Consider the following 16,662-nt stretch of genomic DNA (forward strand, 5'->3'; position numbering starts at 1 on the left):
AATTGAACTCGTGAGTAGACCGCATGTATCGCACCTGAACCAGAACCTCAAGCCACTCGAGCAGTCCCAGAAGCTGCAGAACGTGTGCTACGAGATCCGGGGACCGGTGCACGCGCACGCGGCGCGGCTCGAATCCGAGGGCCACCGCATCCTCAAGCTCAACATCGGCAATCCCGCGCTCTTCGGCTTCGAAGCGCCCGACGTGATCATGCGCGACATGATCCATGCCCTCCCCTACTCACAGGGCTATTCGGAGTCGGCCGGTGTGCTCTCTGCCCGTCGCGCCGTGGTCACCCGCTACGAACTCCTCCCCGACTTCCCCTACTTCGACGTCGACGACGTGATCCTCGGCAACGGTGTCTCCGAGCTGATCACGATGACCATGCAGGCATTGCTCAACGACGGCGACGAGGTACTGATCCCGGCCCCCGACTACCCGCTCTGGACGGCGATGACCTCCCTGTCCGGTGGCCAGCCCGTCCACTACCGCTGCGACGAGGAGAACGGCTGGAACCCCGACGTCGCCGACATCGCGGCCAAGATCACCGATCGCACCAAGGCAATCGTCATCATCAACCCGAACAACCCGACGGGTGCGGTGTACTCCCGCGAGGTGCTCGAACAGCTCGTCGAACTCGCGCGGCAACATTCGTTGCTGATCATGGCCGACGAGATCTACGACAAGATCCTCTACGACGATGCCGAGCACATCAACGTCGCCTCGCTGGCGCCGGATCTGCTGTGCCTCACGTTCAACGGCCTGTCGAAGGCCTATCGGGTCTGCGGATATCGCGCCGGCTGGTTGGTGCTCACCGGGCCGAAGGACCACGCGCGGGGATTCATCGAGGGCCTCGGCATCCTCGCGTCGACCCGCCTGTGCTCGAACGTACCGGGGCAGCACGCGATCCAGGTCGCGCTCGGCGGCTACCAGAGCATCGAGGCGCTCGTCGCCCCCGGTGGACGTCTCTACGAGCAGCGCAACGTCACATGGGAGAAGCTCAACCAGATTCCCGGCGTCAGTTGTGTGAAGCCGAAGGGCGCGCTTTACGCGTTCCCCCGTCTGGATCCGAATGTCCACGAGATCCACAACGACGAACTGTTCGTCCAGGACCTACTGCTTCAGGAGAAGATCCTCGTGGTGCAGGGCACCGGCTTCAACCTCACCGATCACAACCACTTCCGGATCGTCACCCTGCCGTGGTCGCGCGATCTGGACGAGGCGATCGATCGTATCGGCAACTTCTTGTCCGCGTACCGCCAGTGATCCGGCAGCCCGGTCCGAGATCGGCGGTCAGAGATCGATGGTCAGACTGTCGTCCGCAGCCCGGGACACACACGGCAGCATGAAGCCCTGCTGTCGTTCGTGATCGGTCAGCACCGAATCGGCGTGCTCCACCTCGCCGTCGAGTACACGCACCTTGCAGGTGCCGCAGAAGCCTTGTCGGCACGAGTACGTCGCGGCCGGTGCGGCACGCAACAACGCCGTCAACATCGATTCGTCGTGTGCCACCGTCAGGGTGTTCCGGCCGGCGATACTCACCTCGAACTCGCGGCCGGCCGGGGTCGGCAGGCCGAATCGCTCGAAGTGGATCTCGGCGCAGTGCTCGGCAGTGCGGAGCGCGGCGAGCAGACCGTCGGTGAGCGATGGTGGACCGCAGAAGTACACCGCGGCGTCGTCGCCGATGGCGTCGATGAGCCCCGTTGCGGTGGGGATACCTGCGACATCGTCGGTGCGGATGTCGATCCGGTTGCGGCCCTCCGGGTTCAGGCCGGCGAGCCGTTCGAGGTAGGCCAGCGAGTCCGTGCTGCGGCCGAGGTAGGTCAGTGTCCACGGCACGCCGAACGCCTCTGCGGTCTCGATCATCGGCAGGATCGGGGTGATCCCGATGCCACCGGCGATGAAGTGCAGTCGCGCCGCCGCCGAGCCGTGTCCCGGCAGCGCCAGGGGGAAAGCATTGAGCGGGTGGGTGATCCGGACGGTACCCCCCACCTGGAGGTCGTGCACCTCGGCGGAACCGCCTGACTCGGAGATGCGCCGGACGGCGATCCGGTACTCGCCGGCGTCGGCAGGTCGACCGCACAGTGAGTACTCACGAATCCGTCCGGACGGCAGGAGGATTCGGATGTGCGCACCCGGTGCCCAGGACGGCAGAGGCGTGCCGCAGGCAGGTCGCAGCAACAGTTCGACGACAGTTCCGTCCGCGGAGACCGGCGTTCGGGCGCTCACCTCGACGTCGATCGTCGTGGTCGCGTGCTCTCGGGTGTCGTATCGCAGGAACCGCTCCCACACCGGCATCCACGCGCCGAACAACGCGCGGGTGGCCGCCATGGTGTAGTCGGCTCGCGGCCGACCGTAGAGCTGCTCCGGAACTCGGGTCGCAGATCGTCGATTCGCCATCACATCGCCATCCGTGACGCGGGCGAGGACGCGAGGTACGCCACCGCCTGTGCCGTGGACCCGATGTCGGCGGGATCGTAGTCGCGCCGCAGGTAGGCGACGAGTGATCCCCCGAAGTGAGCGAACCCCGGCAGGAGCCCGGCGCGGGAGTCCGCATATCCCTGCCGCCAGAGCGCCACCTCGGATGTCGGGGCGGACTGGTCGTGGTGGTTGATGAAGTGGGTGCCGCGCACCAGCAGCGACATGAGCAGCGGGAACGCCGCAGCCATGGCCCACACCCTGCGGAAGTAGCTGTCGCCGAAGTAGGTCGCGACGTCGTGGGCCACGGATCGGTGCTCGACTTCCTCGGCCCCGTGCCACCGGTACAGGTCGCACAGCGCAGGTGCGGCGCCGGCCTCGTCCCAGCGGCTGTTGAGCGCGAAGTCCCCGAACACCGCGGTGAAATGCTCGACCGCGGCGATCAACCACAGCCGCGCGATCAGCCGCTTGCGGCGACGACGTCGCGACAGCCCCTGTCGAGGTCCCAGCACTGCCCGGAAGATCCACTCCACCTGGCGCTGGTACGGGGTCGCGTCGATGCCCTGGTCGCGGAGGTACCCCCACAGCACCCCGTCGTGGACGTTGGAGTGCATCGCCTCCTGGCCGATGAATCCACGCATGGACTCGCGGAGTTCTTCGTCGTCGACGAGGGGCAGCGCCTCCTCGAATGCCTCCACGAACCACCGCTCACCCTCCGGGAGGATGAGATTGAGCGCGCTGATGAAGTTCGAGGCGACCGGATGGCCGGGAATCCACTGGAGCGGGATTCCGTGCAGGTCGAACCTGACGTTGCGGGGACGAATCGCCACCGGGCCCGGATCGCCGCCGGGAGCGTCGGGGGACATCGGTCGAGCCTCCTACTGGCGTCGGCCGCCTGCCCCCGAATTGCGGACCGTCGATAGCGTTCAGTGAACATGTGTCGCACATGGCGCGCCGACCGTCGGTCGTCACGCCATGCCGCGCCACTGTGGCATGAATCCGTGTGCGACGCGAACCGCACGAATTGTCCGATCGTCGTCGCCCGGAGCGGATCATGACCGTCGTGCCGGCACTCGACCTGTTCACCTGCGCGGACGCATCCGGCTCGCTCGAATGGCCCCGAGCACATACCGGACCGCAAGTGATTCAAATCACTGTACGTCCCGGAGCGTCCGCGTTGAAGAGGCAATTCGAGTCAGCCGACAGCGGCCTCGCTACCTGCCCGCTGGGCGACATCGCCCGAGTCCGCACGCACGACGTCGTAGACCGCCTTCACCACTCCGTTCGTATAGGCCTCGTGCTCGACCAGTGACAACCGGCTCGTCGCCTCCGCCGGATCGTCGGCGAACAGCCGCTTTCCGGAACCGAGGACAACCGGGAATACGAGGAGGTGATACCTGTCGACCAGGCCGGCCGCCGCCAAACCCTGGGCCAGGGTCGCACTGCCGTGGACGAGGATGTTGCCGCCGTCGCCTTCCTTGAGACGTGCGACGTCGTCGAGGGATCGCAACACCGAGGTGTTGTTCCAGTCGGGGTCGGTCAACGTCGACGACACCACGTATTTCGGCATCGCGTTGTACTCGGCGAACTCGTCCATCGAGGGCCACACGGGTGCGAACTCCTCGTAGCTCACGCGCCCGATGAGTAGCGCGCCGGCTTCCTGCTGTTCGCGGCCCTTGATCTCGTAGGCCTCCTCGACGAAGTCGATGTCGGTGAAGGTCCAGCCGGCGCGGGGGTGGTCGCCACCGCCGGGCGAGTCGATGACGCCGTCGAGGCTGATGAACTCGGTGACGATGAGTGTGCGCATGGTGCTCCTGTTCTCAGGGGGCAAGACGGATGTCCTGCCTCTGATCATCCGTCGAACGGGCGAGGGCCAGATCGACAGTGCCCACCCCCGAACCCTGAGGAGCCCGCGAACGAAGTGAGCGTGCGTCACGAAGGGCGGCCCTTCGTGACGCTCGGCCAGCGCCTCGCTCCTCAGGGACCGGAGGGACTCCCGGCGCGCCACGCAACAGGTAGGCGGCCACGATGGCCGCCGCGGCGGTGATGGCGACGGCGACCCATACCGCGCTGTGCAGCCCGTCGACGAACACCTCCTGTACGGCGACACTGATCTGCCCGCCGGCCACCGCAGGGGCCTGGCGGGCGACCTCGACCCCGGCCATCACCGACTCCTCGGCGAGGCCGGTGAGCGCCTGAGGAAGTCCGAGCGCCGACAGCCGGTCGACGACGCCGGCGGTGTAGACCGAGGTCAGCACAGAGCCGAGCACCGCCACACCGAGAGTGCCGCCGAGTTCGCGGGTGGTGTCGTTGACCGCCGAGCCCGCGCCGGCCTGTTCGGGCCACAACGCCTCCATGATGACCTGCGTGCACGGCCCGGAGATGAACGCCAGGCCCATGGCCATCAGCGACATCGCCCAGATGATCAGCTCCCAGTAGCCCGAGGTGCGCGACGACACCTCGACCACGCCGAAGCCGGCCGACATGAACACCGCGCCGGCGACCACCACCGGCCGCGGACCGAACCGCTGCGACAACGACATCGCGACCGGCGAGAACACCGCCATCACGATCGCGAAGGGCAACGTCCGCAGGCCCGCCTCGAATGGGCTGTACCCCTTGACCGCCTGGAAGTACTGCGTGATCAGGAAGATGAATCCGAACAGCGCGAAGAACGCGACGCTGATCATCGCGGCCGCGGTGGCGAAGTGCCGGTTGGCGAACAGCCGGATGTTGAGGATCGGGTGGTCGATGATCAGTTCCCACCACGCGAACAGCCCCAGTGCGCCGACGGCCACGAGGAGCCCCGCGATCGTCCGCGGGTCGGCCCACCCGAAGTGCGGACCCTCGATCACCGAGTAGGTCAGCAGCCCGAGGCCGACGACCGAGAGCAGCAGACCGATGAGATCGAACCGGGCGACACGCTCCGGGCGGGTACCCGGGACCACCGCCACGATGGCGACGACGGCGATCGCGGCCACCGGCAGGTTCACCCAGAACACCGACGCCCACGAGAAGTTCTCCAGGAGCCACCCGCCCAGCACCGGACCGATGGCCACCGCGATGCCCGACGTCGCCGCCCAGACACCCACGGCCACAGCACGTTCCTTCGATTCGACGAAGACGGCCACGATGATGGCGAGAGTTGCCGGGAACACCAGGGCCGCGAACAGCCCGAGGCCGGCGCGCGCCGCGATCAGCTGACCGAGGGTCTGCGACGACGCCGCCAACACGGACACCGCCGCGAAGCCGGCGATACCGGTCAACAGCATGCGCCGGTGCCCGAACCGGTCGCCGAGGTAGCCACCGGTGAGCAGCAGACCGGCGAAGACCAGGGTGTAGGCGTCGACGATCCATTGCAGGCCGGAGATCCCGGCATCCAGATCACGCGCCAGGGTGGGCAGCGCCACGTTGACGATCGTGTTGTCGACCATCACTAGCAGTTCCGCGAAGCACAGGGCCGCCAGGGCCCACCAACGAGTCTTCATCTGCTTCTCCTCGAAAATTGTGGAACGTCGTCACATTTTTGTAGGACAGTGTTCTACTCCAATAGAACGCCGTCCTAGTACACTTGTCAACGTGTCGACCGTGAAGAATCCGCGAACACCCGCGACCGAGGTCCGGGCGAACCTCATCGCCGCAGCGCGGCAGCTCCTGGAACGCGAGGGTTCTGACGCATTGACCGTGCGCGGGGTCGCCGCGGAGGCGGGAGTGGCGCCGATGGGTGTCTACAACCATTTCGACGGCAAGGACGGTCTGCTGGATGCCGTGGTCACCGACGGTTTCCGCGAGTTCGGAACGCGCATCGCCGCCACCGATTCCGACGCGGCCGCGCGCCTGCTGGCCGCCGGCCGCAACTACCGCGCGTTCGCGTTGGACTATCCGCGGCTGTACGAACTGATGTTCTCGACGAAGTGCACGCCCGACGACGAGGTCGCGACCGGCGCGTTCGGCGTCCTCGTCGACATCATCCGGTACGGCCAGGCCGCGAACCTGATCATGGCCGGCGATCCCGACAGCCTGGCCGCGCAGGTCTGGGCGTGTGTCCACGGCGCGATGAGTCTTGAGCTCGCCGAGTCGCAGCCACCCTTCCTCGACCCGGCGGAGAACTACGAACACCTCCTGTTGCTGGTGGCGCGCGGAATCGCCGCGTGACGGTGTCGCGATTGCCATTTGCGAGAATGTCGCGGTGACCGAATACCGGATCGACGATCTGGCACGCGCCGCCGGAACCACCACCCGCAACGTCCGCGGATACCAGGACCGGGGTCTGCTGCCGAGGCCGCTGCGCCGGGGACGCATCGCGATCTACACCGACGCCCATCTCGCTCGACTCAAGGTCATCAACGACCTGCTCAAACGCGGCTTCACCATTCGCCACATCGGCGAGTTCCTGTCCGGCCTGCAGCGCGGAGAAAATCTCGCCAAGGTCCTCGGCCTCGAGGAGTTGGTGTCCGAGCCGTGGTCGACCGCGACGTCGACCACGATGTCGGCCCAGGATCTGCGGGATCTGCTCAACTCCGGCAACCCCGTCCACTACGAGCGTCTGGCGGAGTACGGGCTGATCGAACCCGACGACTCCGAGAGTCCAGACCGGTACACGATCCTCGATCAGGAGACGGTCTCCGCGTACGGCCGCCTGGTGAAGCTCGGTCTTCCGTTGAGCGGCATCCTCGATGTGCACGGACGTCTCGACCACGAGATGGCCGCCGTCGCCGAGATCGTCATCTCCGCAGGGCGGCGCGCCGTCACCGAGGGCCACGACGACGGCTGGATACCGCAGACGACGGCCGAATCCGAATGGGCGACAGAGCTTCTCGGTGAGCTGCGGCGCGCCGGGTCGGTATCCGCCCACAATGCCCTCGACCGCGCACTGGACCGCGACCTCGCGCGTCAGCTCAGCGAATACCTCGACCGCGCACGCGAATCCGCTGCCACCGATCCACCGGACGCCCCCGCCGCCGGGTAGACGCGGTGGGCCACAGCGTCATCGCCGTGGCCAATTACTCAGAACGGCAGGACGATCGGCGGCAGCCCGGGGATCGGATTCGGGACGGTCCGCTGCTGCGGTGGACCCGGCGCCGGGGCGGGTGCCGGAGCGGGCGGGGGCGGCGGGGCAGGCGGTGGCGCCGGTGCGGGACCGGGCGGCCGGTTTTGCGGTCCGCGTCGTGCCGGCGGGCCGCCCGTCGTCGACTCGGGGTTCGACGAGTAGGTCTCCGGTGGGGGCGGCGGCACATATTGTTCGGCGGGCCGTCGGGCCGCGGCGAGAGCTCGCCTGACGGCGACTCCGGGGTCGGCTGTGGTGGGGTCGGCCGGATCGGCGTCACCGCTGCCGGGATCGGCCGGTGCCGACGCCTCGCGACCGTCGTCGACGAACTCGGACAGACTGTCCGGGGTTTCCTCGCCACCGAACAGTGCGATGACGGCGGCGAAGACGACCGCGGCACCGACGCCGATGAGCGCGCAGACGGCGATGAGCCCCACCCCCGCCAATGGTCTCCGGAACGGCTTCCGAGAGCGGGGCGGGCGATCCGCCGCGAGTGATGCGATGGGGCCGGGCAGCGGGTCGTCGTTCGGGATCGGTGCGTCGTCGGGCCAGTCCTGCAACCGATCGACGCGCTCAACGGGTTGGGTGCGCTGCTCGACCGCCGCCGAGCCGGCGGAAGTCCGCGCGACGGGTGCCCGCGTGTCGGTTTCGCTGCGCCGATCGGACGGCCGGCCTGCCGACCGGAAGGCCCCGGGCCCGTCCACGACCACCGGCACCTCCGCATCCCGGCGGAGCATTGCCGCCAGTCCGGGCCAGGCGTCGTGACCCGCGGTGAGCACGACCGAACTGATCTCCTCCGGCGCGGCGACCGCCGCTTCGTCGCACAACTGCGCGACCTGTGGCCAGACCGTTTCGGTTGCCTCCTCGAGGTCGCGGCGCGTGACCCGGAAGAACGACACCCGGTCGTGCCCCACCACGACGGCGGTCTCGACTGTCGCCAGCCGGGACCGTCCACGTCCTGCGAGCTCCACGAGTTCTGCGGCCCATTCCGGGGAGGTCGGCCGCTCCACCCGGCCGGTGCGGACCAGGTGCGTGGCGAGGAGATGATCGAGTTCGGCGGGGCGGATGCTCGACATCCGCTCGGCCACGACGGTCTCCGTGGACGGGTCGACGGTGGCTATCCGAATGCCGTCAGCGGCAAGGTCCACCAAGAGAAAGAAGCGCTCGGGATCGACGTCGTCCGCGATCTGCCGCGCGGCGATGTCACCGAGTCGATCCGGAATGATGCGGCGCAGCGGATCGCCGATCGTGGCCGAGGTGCCGCGACCGACGGGCGTCGCAAAATCTCTCATCGGATCTCATGCCCTGCCGTCTCGAGCATTGACCGAACTCATGCCGGCTGGTTGCCGATCGTCCAAATGCCCAGGAAACCGAGCATCGATCAACCGACGTCTGCACGTCCGAGACTCCGAACGGTGACAGTCAGGTCGAACGTAACACGCCAGGACACGCAATGTGGCCTGACGAACGGTGACTTCAGAATGGCAAAACGATCGGCGGGAGACCCGGAATGGGATTCGGGATCACCCGTTGCCGGGGCTGCGGGCGGTTTCGAGGCTGGTTCTGTTGCCGCGTCGGTTCATCCGCAGTGGTCGGCGGCGGCGGTGGTGGCGGTGGCGTGTACCGCGCCGCCGGTAGGCCGGCCTCGACGACGTCGGCGGGATCGGCATAGGCCCGGGTGGGTGTGGGCGTGGTCGTGTCTGCCGCAACCGGCACCTCGGCGCGTTCGGACGTCTCGTCGCCGGTGACGGCGAGCACGCCCGCGACGGCGAGTCCCACGATCACGCAGACGGCTCCGAGCGCGATGGCCGCACGAATGATGGTGCGCCGGCGCTCGCGGATCGGGCGCTCGCGGATCGTCGCGGTGGCCGGAGTGTGGTCGGGATCGAGGGCCCATTCGCGCGGGTGGTAACCCGTCTGCACAACCGTCACCGGTCCGGTGTCGGCGATCGTCCGGGGAGACGGATCATCCACCGTGGTCGGCGCATCGAGCAGGTACGGCGCGAGCGGTTCGTACGGCGCGGCGTATGTGCCCGTCGTGTCGCGCAGCGCATGCACGTCGTCGCGCACGACGGCGATCGGATCGGTGGTCGGTGTGATCGCCGCATCCACCCACGCGACCGGAAAGTCACCGGACTGGTTGGGCTGCGGAACCTGTTCGGGCACAGGTGTTTCGAACTGGCCGGCGTCGACGACGGAACCGACGGCCACCGGGTCCGCCTGGGGCACCTCGGGTTCGGCCACGACGACGGGTTCGGTCATCGCCTCACCGACCGGGTCGTGATGGCGTCGGGGTCGCTCGTCGACGATCCGGTCCGCCTCCACGGCGACGACGGGCAGCGTGACGGCGTCGCCCAACATCTCCGACAGGCCCGGCCAGCGGTGATGTCCCGAATCGAGCACGACGGAGGCGACCGGGTCGGCGACGGCCGCAGCCGCCTGATCACACAGTAGGGCGATCTCGGCACGCAACGGCGCGGTCGCCTCGTCGAGGTCGCGTTGCGCGACCCGGAAGAACCGGACGTTCTGCTGCCCCATGATGAATGTGGCGTCCGAGGATGCGAGTCGTTCGCGACCGCGGGCCGCCAGTTCCAGGAGTTCGCTCGTCCACTCGTCCGTGGCCGGTTCTTCCACGCGGCCGGTACGGACCAGATGGTCGGCGAGGAGTCGGTCGATCACGTCGGGACGAATGGTGGTGATGAGCCGCTCCCCGACGACGGCCTCGAGGCGCGGGTCGACGATGCCGATGCGAAGGCCCTCGACTCGGATGTCGATCAGGATGAACGGCAGGTCAGCGGGTACGCCGACCGCGATCTGGCGGGCCGCGATGTCGCCGAGCAGGACCCGATCGATTGTTCGCGCATCGAGGTCGGTCGTGGCCTCGACCGACCGATCGCCATCCGTCGCGTCGTCTGTCATCCGATCCGGTGCCTTGCATCCATGAACGTTCCCCCGCGTCCGCCGCGCCGCTGAGCGCGCGCAGGCGTGCGGTCACGACACTAACACGGTGTTCTCAGGACCGCGGCCGCGCGACCTGCGGGGCCGCGGTCTCGATCGGCTCGGCCCCGTCGGCCGGAATCTGCGGCGCGGTCACCCGCATCGGCCCCCCGAGTGCGACCAGGCGCCAACCGGCGGCACGCCAGGCGGCGGCATCGAGACAGCGCCGGCCGTCGACGATGACCTTCGCCCGCACCACACCGGACAGTTCCTCGGGCAGCATGTGCACGAACTCGGCCCACTCGGTGGCCACCACCACCACGTCGGCGTCCTCGCAGGCCGCCGCGGCACTGTCGGCGTAGTCGAGGGTCGGATACAGCCGGCGCGAGTTCGCCATCGCCTTGGGGTCGAACACCGAGACCGACGCACCCCGCAGCGCCAGTTGCCCGGCCACGTTGAGGGCGGGGGAATCTCGGACGTCGTCGCTCTCGGGTTTGAACGCCGCACCCAGGATCGCGATGTTGGTACCGAGCACGTCGCCACCGGCGGCGTCGGACACCAGATCCACCAGTGCGGCCCGTCGGCGGGTGTTGATGGCATCGACCTCACGGAGGAACCGCAGCGCCCGACCGGCGCCCACCTCGTCTGCGCGGGCCATGAAACCGCGGATGTCCTTGGGGAGACATCCGCCGCCGAATCCCAACCCGGCGTTCAGGAATCGTCGCCCGATTCGACCGTCGTAGCCGATGGCGTCCGCCAGCGTGGACACGTCGGCGCCGACGTTCTCGCAGATCTCGCTGATCGCGTTGATGAACGAGATCTTGGTCGCCAGAAAGGCGTTGGCCGACACCTTGACGAGTTCTGCGGTGGCCCAATCGGTTCGGACGAAGGGAGTGCCGGATTCGAGGATCTCGCGATAGATCTCGGCGACCACCCGGGCGGGGCCGGAGTCGTCACGGTCGGGGTCGGTGCCCAGGACGAGTCGGTCGGGCTCGAGCGTGTCCTCGACCGCGAAGCCCTCACGCAGGAACTCCGGGCTCCACACCAACTCGACATGCGATCCGGGAGCGGTCAACACGGCGATGCGCTGCGCGAGGGCGGCCGCCGTTCCGACGGGTACCGTCGACTTCCCGATCACCAGGTGCTCGCCCCGCACCAGCGGCGCCAGGGCATCGACCGCGGACTCCACGTGGGAGAGGTCGACGCCGTAACCGCGCCGCAGTTGCGGGGTACCGACACCGAGGAAATGCACGGTGGCGAAGTCGGCGGCCTCGCGGGGATCGGTGGTGAACCGCAGCCGTCCGGCGGCGAGGTTGCGGCGCAGCACGTCGGAGAGTCCCGGCTCGAAGAACGGAACCTCACCGGCCTGTAGCCGCGCCGCCTTCTCGGGGTCGACGTCCACCCCGAGCACATCGTGTCCCAGTTCGGCCATGCATGCCGCGTGGGTCGCTCCGAGGTACCCACACCCGATCACCGTCATCTTCATGATTCTGTGGGTACGCCGGGTTTCCGTCGGCGACGCGACGACGACGTGACCCGTCCCGATCGATTCGATGAACAGCCGCGGTCGAAGATGAACGCCGAACGAATCCGGCGCAGCCGCCGGTCAGTCGGTGGGTCGGGTGAAGTTCAGGTAGGCCTTCGACGGCGTGGGACCGCGCTGACCCTGGTACTTCGACCCGACCGACGAGCTGCCGTAAGGATTCTCGGCAGGGCTGGACAGCCGGATGAGGCAGAGCTGCCCGATCTTCATCCCGGGCCACAGGGTGATCGGCAGGTTCGCGACGTTCGACAGTTCGAGAGTGATGTGACCCGAGAATCCGGGGTCGATGAAGCCGGCAGTCGAGTGGGTGAGCAGGCCAAGGCGGCCCAGCGACGACTTGCCCTCGAGACGACCGGCGAGGTCGTCGGGCAGTGTGCAGACCTCGAGGGTGGAGCCGAGGACGAACTCACCGGGGTGGAGCACGAAGGGTTCTCCATCCCCCGGCTGCACGAGCGAGGTCAATTCGTCCTGGCGTTGCGCCGGGTCGATGTGGGTGTAGCGCGTGTTGTTGAAGACGCGGAAGAAGCTGTCCAGCCGCACATCCACGCTGGACGGCTGGACGAGACCGGGATCGAACGGGTCGAGCGCCAACCGCCCGTCGGCGATCTCTGCGCGGATGTCGCGGTCGGAGAGCAGCACGGTGTGAGGTTATCTGACATACGCCCGATGAACGGCGGCCGGCCAACATCTGTCGAACCACATGCGATCCCTACCCACCTATGGCAAATAAGCGATCGCTCATTTAGAGTGACCCGCGTGACCATTCCGTGACGGTCATGAGACACGACACATGCGAGCGGGCAATTGGTCCATCGCACGATTCTTGGGGGGGCAAGCGGGTGCCAGCGCGCAATCTTCGAGGTAGCTCACAGAGCATCGCAGCGGTGTTGCCGCGACGCCCCGGCCGCCGAGTGCTGATCACTGCCATCTCGGTGGCTGCGGTGATCTCCGTCGTGCTGTCGTTCGGCGGGGAGCGTGGTGTCACGGGGTTGGCGATGGCGCAGCCGTCGGCACCCACCGCACGCGCACACACCGCCGAACCAGAGGAATGCGTTGGTTCACGGTTCGCGACGTTCGGCGCCGTCTATGACGCGATCTTCGATTCGCTGCTGCCGAAGATGCCGCCCGAGATCCAGAAACGCTCGGCGTCGATCAAGGCCCGGGCCCACCGGGACATGCAGGGGCTGCGCATCTCGAAACTCGCGGTGTCCAACCACCCGCACGACATGGGTGCCGACGACGAGAGCCCGATCATGACGTATCGGGATCCGATCTCACAGTGGATCGTCACGCAGTTGGTGAATGTCCGGGAAGGTGACGCAACCGAGTCGATCCCCGTCGAGAACCTCACCGTCGCACAAGCTGTCGAGACCGTGTGGCTGTATCTGTATGTGACCGTGATGGTCCCGTTGACGGTCGCCCGGCGCACCGTGCCGTCGATCGCCACCGTCGCCGGTCCCATCAGTGTCGGGACCCTGATCACGCTGCCGATCCTGCTCGGCGTGTTCGCCACGACCCAGATCTACAAGTCGGTCAGTGAGCGACTTGTCGAGGCCTGCATCGTGTCGGTCACCCGGTCGGAGAAGGAGAACGCCGGTAAGTCGGTCAAGGACCTGCGGTTCACCGACTCGGTCCCCGCGCTCATCCGTGACATCGCCGGTCAGGTCGACCTCGCCGACCCCGAAAGCTGCCCGGCGATCGGCGACCTGCCGCTGTCGCGCATCGTTTCCCGCACGTCGAACTATCTGCAGGCGATCAGCACCAACCCGGTGACCGATCGGCAGATCGCCGCGATGTCCGACGACGTGCAGCGATGGATGCGCCAAACCCACGTCCAGCGCAATCTCATCCCGGCGGACCCCGCCGATTTCACCACCGCCGAGTCCGCGATCTCCCAGATCGGCGTGCTCCTCCCCTACGTCGGCGGCGCGCCGCTCGACGTCGTCATCGGGCTGAGCCACAACAGGAATCAGGGCGACAACCTCGCCGCGACCGCTCCGATCTCGCAGCTGTCGGTCACCAAGACACTGACTGCGGCGTACTACGCGTACGCGTTGTCGGCGCACATGATCGAACTGGCGTGGTCGCAGGGCGGTGTGGACCCGGCGGCGGCGTTGCTCAACGACCTGTTCCCGAGTGCCGGGATCACCGCGGAGATGGTCCCGAAATCCAGCGGAATCGTCGGGGCGCCCAATCTCTACGGGCTCGTCGTCTACCACAATGTGCTGCGCTCGATGTGCCTGGCCGAGGACAAGCGACCGGCACCGACGCAGCAGTCCACGCAACGGGTTCCGGTGTCCGCCGCGCGCTGGTGACGCGGAGGTCGGGTCGGTTGCGCGGCACGGCGCGCCGCGGTTCGGTCAGCCTCGGAGGCTGGGCCGGACGGCCAGCTCGGCCACCGCGACTGCCAACCGTCGCGGTGCGAGTTGGCTCGCCACGGCCCCGATGAGATTCAGCAGACCGTCGACCACGCTCGGTTTGCCGGCGTCCAACGCGCGCAACGCGGTCTCCACGACCTGACGCGTCGATCGCCGTGGGCCCACCGCTTGTCCGTCCGCACCGGCGGCATCGAAGAAACCGGTGTCCGTTGCGCCCGGACACAGCGCAAGCACCTTGACTCCGTGCGGCTTGCACTCCCACCAGAGCGCCTCGCTGAACGACAGCACGTAGGCCTTCGTCGCGGCGTAGACCGCCAGATGCGGAACCGGTTGGAAGGCCGCAAGACTCGACAGATTGATGATCGCGCCGGAACCCTGTTGCACCATCCGTTTGACGAAGACGGTGGTGAGGTCGGTGAGTACGCCGACATTGAGCGCCACTTGATCGTGGATTCGTTTCGGGTCCGCATCGACGAGGTCGGCGTGTACGCCGAACCCGGCATTGTTGACGAGTATGTCGACGGTTTGTCCGAGCCGGTCCACCTCATCGACCAAGTCGTCGGTGGCGCCGGCGGCGCTGAGGTCGGCCGCGATGACCTCGGCGCGGATACCGTGTCGGTCGGCCAGGTCGCCGGCGAGTGCCTTGAGCTTGTCCTCGCTGCGTGCAACCAGGATCAGGTGAGCGCCGCGAGCTGCCAACACCCTCGCGAACTCCGCGCCGATACCGCCACTGGCGCCGGTGATCAACGCGGTCTTGCCTCGGTATTCCACAGTGGGACTCCTGGGTGGTCGGTGACCTGCCCGAGACTAGAGCGAGTGCCCCGAAGATGCGGCGAGTACCGCCAAATCCATCCCGAGATCCGCGCCTGGCACGCCAGTCGCCAGTCGGCGGGTGTCACCCGCACAACATTTGCTACTCTGTCGTTCGCGAGTCTCGGCGCTCGCACGCCGATGTAGTTCAATGGCAGAACATCAGCTTCCCAAGCTGAATACGCGGGTTCGATTCCCGTCATCGGCTCCGATAGAAGCCCTGCTCAGAGTGGCATTTCGCAGCCTCCGGCTCCCTCCGCAGGATTAATCGCGCTACCCGCGTGCGCAGCGCAGCGTCCAATGCGCCTGTTGAGATGAGGTTGGACGCCGGCCGCTCCTCGACAGCCTGCCGCCCATCCCTCGCAATGATTTCCGACAAATAGTCAGCGGGCGCACCGTCACCTCGGGCTACGATCCGCGTTGGGGCACCAGCCACAAGGGCATCGACATCGCCAACAAGATCGGGACTCCGGTCTACGCAGTGCCCAAAGGTCCACGCCGGTCAGCAGATCGGCACCGTCGGTAACCGCGGCCAGTCCACCGGACCCACCCGCACCACAAAGTCACGGAGCCGTGGTTCGGTGCTGTGGTTGCTCAGACGCGTCGTTCTGGTCGGAGCGCCCGTGGCGCCATCTGGACAAGGAATGACTTCGGGGGCCGCCAGACGTCGCGGTCCTCGAATGGCCATGCGTAGGTCAGTGCTTCGTCCCGGATGCAGTCGAGCAGCCCCGGCGCGGCGAGTTCGTGCGAAGACCACTCATACAGTTGCTGCACCCTTGGGATGATCACCCCATAGTCCACGAGTCGGCCGAATCCGAGTTCGGCATCACGATAGAACTGAACTCCTTTGTCGAGCGGGTACTGGTCCGGAAGCACGCGGGACAGCTGCAGGAAGATCCCGATCATGCCCAGTCGTGGGTCACCTAGCAACGGGGCGAGAGGGCGTAGCCACCCAAGTGCCATTCGTGGGGCCGCGACGAGGGCGTGGCTGAACAGGACACGGCAGAGCACGACGTTCATGAAGAAGCGCTCAGCCTCGTTCTCGGCCGATGCCTGTTCACGGTGCTCGAGGTAGGCAGCGACGACGCTCCCGTTGTGCGCCCGATACCACGCCCGAGGGGTCGGGTAGCCGACGAATGACATCCAGAAGTCAACGGTCTGCGAGGAGGTCGGCCCGGCAAAGTCCCCGCTCAGGGCAACCGCTTCGCACCCGTCACGAAGGATGCGCTCGTTCACGGCACGCCACCATGGGCTTCCGGGATGGTCGCCGGACAGTGGGTGGAGAAGGCCTCGCCGGAGTTGCCATTGCATGAACGACATCGCCGCCCGTTGAAACGGGAGATGCCGCGGCGCCTTTCCGTATGGCCCGTAGTAGCAACGCTGCATAAGCGCGACCCGGCCTGCCGGATCGTCGCGCACAGCAGCGATCTGCTGCTCGGCCCAATCCGCGGCAGTAGGCCCTGCACTCACAGCAACATGATCGCACGAGCTCCCGAGGATCAGATCGCATCGCGTCCATTGCGGGCGCCTT

14 protein-coding genes, 1 tRNA gene and 1 pseudogene are annotated in these 16,662 nt (G+C 67.3%); 6 read left to right on the forward strand and 10 right to left on the reverse strand.

Features of this window, described 5'->3' with window-relative positions:
• The first annotated feature begins 10 nt into the window (after positions 1-10).
• Complete coding sequence (locus V1Y59_RS21910) at positions 11-1,264, forward strand: pyridoxal phosphate-dependent aminotransferase (RefSeq protein WP_330507160.1); 1,254 nt, start codon at positions 11-13, stop codon at positions 1,262-1,264.
• Positions 1,265-1,291: 27 nt separating this feature from the next.
• On the opposite strand, the gene V1Y59_RS21915 is transcribed toward V1Y59_RS21910, so the two are convergent.
• The 4 genes from V1Y59_RS21915 to V1Y59_RS21930 all read right to left on the reverse strand — a co-directional run bounded on the left by V1Y59_RS21915 (position 1,292) and on the right by V1Y59_RS21930 (position 5,904).
• Complete coding sequence (locus tag V1Y59_RS21915; protein WP_330507161.1) at positions 1,292-2,398, reverse strand: PDR/VanB family oxidoreductase; 1,107 nt, start codon at positions 2,396-2,398, stop codon at positions 1,292-1,294.
• Positions 2,398-3,282 (reverse strand): metal-dependent hydrolase, encoded by an 885-nt coding sequence (locus V1Y59_RS21920; RefSeq protein ID WP_330507162.1) that lies wholly within the window; start codon positions 3,280-3,282, stop codon positions 2,398-2,400. The genes V1Y59_RS21915 and V1Y59_RS21920 overlap by 1 nt, the downstream gene beginning before the upstream one ends.
• A gap of 329 nt (positions 3,283-3,611) precedes the next feature.
• The gene (locus tag V1Y59_RS21925; RefSeq protein WP_330507163.1) at positions 3,612-4,223 is read right to left on the reverse strand and encodes a dihydrofolate reductase family protein; all 612 of its coding nucleotides are present in this window, start codon (positions 4,221-4,223) and stop codon (positions 3,612-3,614) included.
• A 13-nt stretch (positions 4,224-4,236) separates the two neighbouring features.
• Complete coding sequence (locus V1Y59_RS21930) at positions 4,237-5,904, reverse strand: MFS transporter (protein WP_330507164.1); 1,668 nt, start codon at positions 5,902-5,904, stop codon at positions 4,237-4,239.
• Positions 5,905-5,995: 91 nt separating this feature from the next.
• Between V1Y59_RS21930 and V1Y59_RS21935 the strand changes: the two genes are divergently transcribed.
• Both V1Y59_RS21935 and V1Y59_RS21940 read left to right on the forward strand, forming a co-directional pair.
• Positions 5,996-6,571, forward strand: coding sequence for a TetR/AcrR family transcriptional regulator (locus V1Y59_RS21935; RefSeq protein ID WP_330507165.1), 576 nt, complete (start codon positions 5,996-5,998; stop codon positions 6,569-6,571).
• A 34-nt stretch (positions 6,572-6,605) separates the two neighbouring features.
• Entirely contained in the window at positions 6,606-7,385 is a 780-nt protein-coding gene (locus V1Y59_RS21940) for a MerR family transcriptional regulator (protein WP_330507166.1), read from the forward strand.
• A 38-nt stretch (positions 7,386-7,423) separates the two neighbouring features.
• Here the strand turns inward: V1Y59_RS21940 and V1Y59_RS21945 are convergent, their stop codons facing one another.
• The 4 genes from V1Y59_RS21945 to dcd form a co-directional block, all read right to left on the reverse strand.
• Positions 7,424-8,755 (reverse strand): hypothetical protein, encoded by a 1,332-nt coding sequence (locus V1Y59_RS21945; protein ID WP_330507167.1) that lies wholly within the window; start codon positions 8,753-8,755, stop codon positions 7,424-7,426.
• Positions 8,756-8,939: 184 nt separating this feature from the next.
• Positions 8,940-10,382, reverse strand: coding sequence for a hypothetical protein (locus V1Y59_RS21950; RefSeq protein WP_330507168.1), 1,443 nt, complete (start codon positions 10,380-10,382; stop codon positions 8,940-8,942).
• A 94-nt stretch (positions 10,383-10,476) separates the two neighbouring features.
• The gene (locus V1Y59_RS21955; RefSeq protein ID WP_330507169.1) at positions 10,477-11,886 is read right to left on the reverse strand and encodes a UDP-glucose dehydrogenase family protein; all 1,410 of its coding nucleotides are present in this window, start codon (positions 11,884-11,886) and stop codon (positions 10,477-10,479) included.
• 120 nt (positions 11,887-12,006) lie between these two features.
• Positions 12,007-12,582, reverse strand: a complete 576-nt coding sequence (dcd, locus tag V1Y59_RS21960) for a dCTP deaminase (protein ID WP_330507170.1) — start codon at positions 12,580-12,582, stop codon at positions 12,007-12,009.
• Positions 12,583-12,827: 245 nt separating this feature from the next.
• Between dcd and V1Y59_RS21965 the strand changes: the two genes are divergently transcribed.
• Positions 12,828-14,258 carry a hypothetical protein gene (locus V1Y59_RS21965; protein WP_330507171.1) on the forward strand — a complete coding sequence of 477 codons (1,431 nt, stop codon included), beginning with the start codon at positions 12,828-12,830 and terminating at the stop codon, positions 14,256-14,258.
• 45 nt (positions 14,259-14,303) lie between these two features.
• Here the strand turns inward: V1Y59_RS21965 and V1Y59_RS21970 are convergent, their stop codons facing one another.
• Positions 14,304-15,092, reverse strand: a complete 789-nt coding sequence (locus V1Y59_RS21970; RefSeq protein WP_330507172.1) for an SDR family NAD(P)-dependent oxidoreductase — start codon at positions 15,090-15,092, stop codon at positions 14,304-14,306.
• A 176-nt stretch (positions 15,093-15,268) separates the two neighbouring features.
• On the opposite strand from V1Y59_RS21970, the gene V1Y59_RS21975 reads away from it, so the two are divergent.
• Positions 15,269-15,339: transfer RNA gene (locus V1Y59_RS21975), tRNA-Gly, on the forward strand.
• 174 nt (positions 15,340-15,513) lie between these two features.
• Positions 15,514-15,679: pseudogene (locus V1Y59_RS21980) on the forward strand (M23 family metallopeptidase); the annotation flags it as partial.
• Positions 15,680-15,725: 46 nt separating this feature from the next.
• Here the strand turns inward: V1Y59_RS21980 and V1Y59_RS21985 are convergent.
• A complete protein-coding gene (locus V1Y59_RS21985) occupies positions 15,726-16,601 on the reverse strand; it encodes a hypothetical protein (protein ID WP_330507173.1) in 876 nt (291 codons plus the stop codon).
• Positions 16,602-16,662 lie beyond the last annotated feature (61 nt).

The sequence above is a fragment of the Gordonia prachuapensis genome (assembly GCF_036350515.1).
Classification (GTDB): domain Bacteria; phylum Actinomycetota; class Actinomycetes; order Mycobacteriales; family Mycobacteriaceae; genus Gordonia; species Gordonia prachuapensis.